This window comes from Streptococcus sp. 2100 (genome assembly GCF_013276335.1).
Classification (GTDB): domain Bacteria; phylum Bacillota; class Bacilli; order Lactobacillales; family Streptococcaceae; genus Streptococcus; species Streptococcus pseudopneumoniae.
The window spans coordinates 1-2,664 of sequence record NZ_VMKV01000072.1; the positions used below are offsets into that span (position 1 = coordinate 1).

The 2,664-nt window shown below is 40.3% G+C and carries 2 protein-coding genes and 2 pseudogenes; all 4 read right to left on the reverse strand.

Annotated features, from left to right (window positions below; all coding sequences use genetic code 11):
* Nucleotides 1-762 (reverse strand): YSIRK-type signal peptide-containing protein (locus HT669_RS09525; RefSeq protein WP_172922365.1); only part of this gene is annotated, 762 nt, incomplete at its 3' end.
* Between the two features lie 107 nt (nt 763-869).
* Nucleotides 870-1,112: a hypothetical protein gene (locus tag HT669_RS09530; RefSeq protein ID WP_000851052.1), complete on the reverse strand. Its 243-nt coding sequence runs from the start codon at nt 1,110-1,112 to the stop codon at nt 870-872.
* A 274-nt stretch (nt 1,113-1,386) separates the two neighbouring features.
* Nucleotides 1,387-1,864: pseudogene (locus tag HT669_RS09535) on the reverse strand (DUF4231 domain-containing protein).
* 128 nt (nt 1,865-1,992) lie between these two features.
* A pseudogene (locus HT669_RS09540) lies at nt 1,993-2,664 on the reverse strand (IS5 family transposase); the annotation flags it as partial.

Consider the following 2,664-nt stretch of genomic DNA (forward strand, 5'->3'; position numbering starts at 1 on the left):
ACCGTCTCCGTCTGTATCTACTGTTTCATTAGGTCCTACTGCAACATAGCGAGGATATCTTGAACGAGGCTGTACAATTCCAGCTACGACAGGTAATTGTGAAGCCACTACCCCATCTTGAACATCCGCTTCTATTTCCCACTTGTAAGCATTGTGAGAAAAATTTTCCCATGAATTGATACCAAACAGTAACTGATTTTTTTCTTTCCACTCAGTTGGAATATCGGAACCTGAACCAACCTTTCCTATTTTTTCCCAAAATTCATTCCATTTTCCTTCGTTTCTAGGGTCAAAATCAGGATTGAAAACTAATTCTCTTGTCGCACCAGGAAATTCATGCACTCCCAAATCGTGCACTAATTTCCACGGCAATCCCCCTCCCCCTGTTTTTCCATCAGAATTATAAGTTCTAATCCTAACCGTCCGATGATCCAAACCAGTTGGTAACCAAGCAGTAAGTCCTGGCCTAGCCCAGTATTCATAATTTTTATTGAAAAGTATTGTATATTTTACATGCTTGCCATTTTTTGATATCTCAGTTCTTACTTGTACTGATTGCTTAGCATACCCAACTTCTCTAGGTGTATCCCCAAGATAAGTCACATTATCTACCGTTTCAAAATGAGCAGAAACGGTAGATATATCACTGCCTAAAAAGGAGAGTCCTACCAACACAGAAGCCGCGCCAAATTTAAATTTTCTGAGAGAGTAGCGAAAGGCTTTCTCTCCACCTTTTTTCTTATTTTGTATCAATTTCAACAATTATTTTTCTCCTTATGTTCTAAGTAATTCTTTCTGTGAACTCCAAGGCCAGCCAGCTTTTTTCTGACTTCAGAAAGCCTCAAGTGTAGCCGTCTGCTTCCTGAGTATCAATGATGGCAAAGACTCCTACAGGGCAAAAAACATGCTCTGGATAGTCCAAGCCTGGTAATAAGCAGAGGTACCAACGCCTGTAGATACATACCAGGTGCTCCTTCATCGCTCAAACCGCCATTATGTTGGATGACAATCCTATCGATAGCTAAACGATTGTCATCGCTATTCATGATTTCTTCGTCGACATCAGCGATAAGACCTGAAAATAAATCACCATTTATCCGTTTTGTTTTCACCTTAATCACCTCCTAGTTATCTTCCTTTAGGTGTTGAAACATTGAAATCTGCACTCTTTCCATTTCTAAAAAACCATCTACTAGCTACTCAACCACATCCGTACTGGTTAGACCATAAGCTTGTTTAACAGTCTCCGTCTAAACTGAGTTTTCTTTCAAATGCACCGAGACAAACTCAAGTTTCAAGGAAGTTCCTGTCTTTTAAGCACAAAAAACAAACCGGACCTTGAGTTGTTTTACGCTGTAAATTCCATTTTTTCATACTGCTTTCCAGTCAGGCTATTCTTTCCCTGACTATAGGTTTTCTTTTACCCCCTCGATTTTTCTTGCATTGGAGTGGAGTTTCCGCAGGCACACCCGCTTCTTTAGACTGGATGCCTTCCCACTTGATTATTTCGTCAGAGATTATCCCTTCACAGATCTTGACAAAGAATGTAAAAGGCTTGCTTTCACCTGCGTATTTATTTCTCAGTCAGACACTGGTAGAGAAACTTTTCTCGTTCTAAAAGTTGCGCTGCCTTCTGATAGGATATCCAGTGTTCCTTGCTATTATAAATACCAAGCAATCCCTCACAAAGCAACCCCATGCTTGAAAGCACAACAGAGACAAGGCGATAGTAATCGCCCGGCATGGGAATGGCACAAAAAATCGCAATCAAAAAACCGGAAACAATCTCAGCAATCTCCAAGACCTTGTAGCGTCTGCGATGCTGGAAACTTTTCCCCTGAAAGCAGGTGATTTGCTTTTCCAATCACTCTGTCATATAGACTTCTTCTGGTGTCATATAGAACTCCTCTCTGTTTTGTTTACCACTATCATAATAATACATAATAGAAAGTGAATCAACTTGTAGATTGTAAAACTAGACTTCCTGCAAAACTAGAATCCTAGTTCACGGTTGATAATGCCAGCAATCAAATTCATTCGTAATCCGAAGCGTTTACGATGATTTCGATAGGTTGTTGAAATCATTGTAAACGTTTTTACTTTGGCAAAGATGTTCTCAACCTTGCTTCTCTCCTTAGATAGCGCATGGTTATAGGCTTTCTCTTCAGCTGTTAGCGGCTTGAGTTTGCTGGATTTACGTGGAGTTTGTGCTTGAGGATATAGCTTCATAAGCCCTTGATAAGCACTGTCAGCCAAGATTTTACCAGCTTGTCCGATATTTCTGCGACTCGTTTTGAACAACTTCATATCATGACAATAGTTCACAGTGATCTCCAAAGAAACAATTCTCCCTTGGCTTGTGACAATCGCCTGAGCCTTCATAGCGTGGCATTTCTTTTTACCAGAATCATTCGCTAATTGTTTTTTTAGGGCGATTGATTTTTACTTCCGTCGCATCAATCATTACCGTGTCCTCAGAACTGAGAGGAGTTCTTGAAATCGTAAAACCACTTTGAACAAGAGTTACTTCAACCCATTGGCTCCGACGGAGTAAGTTGCTTTCGTGGATACCAAAATCAGCCGCAATTTGTTCATAAGTTCGATATTCTCGCACATATTGAAGAGTGACCATAAGAAGGTCTTCTAGGCTTAGTTTAGGTTTTC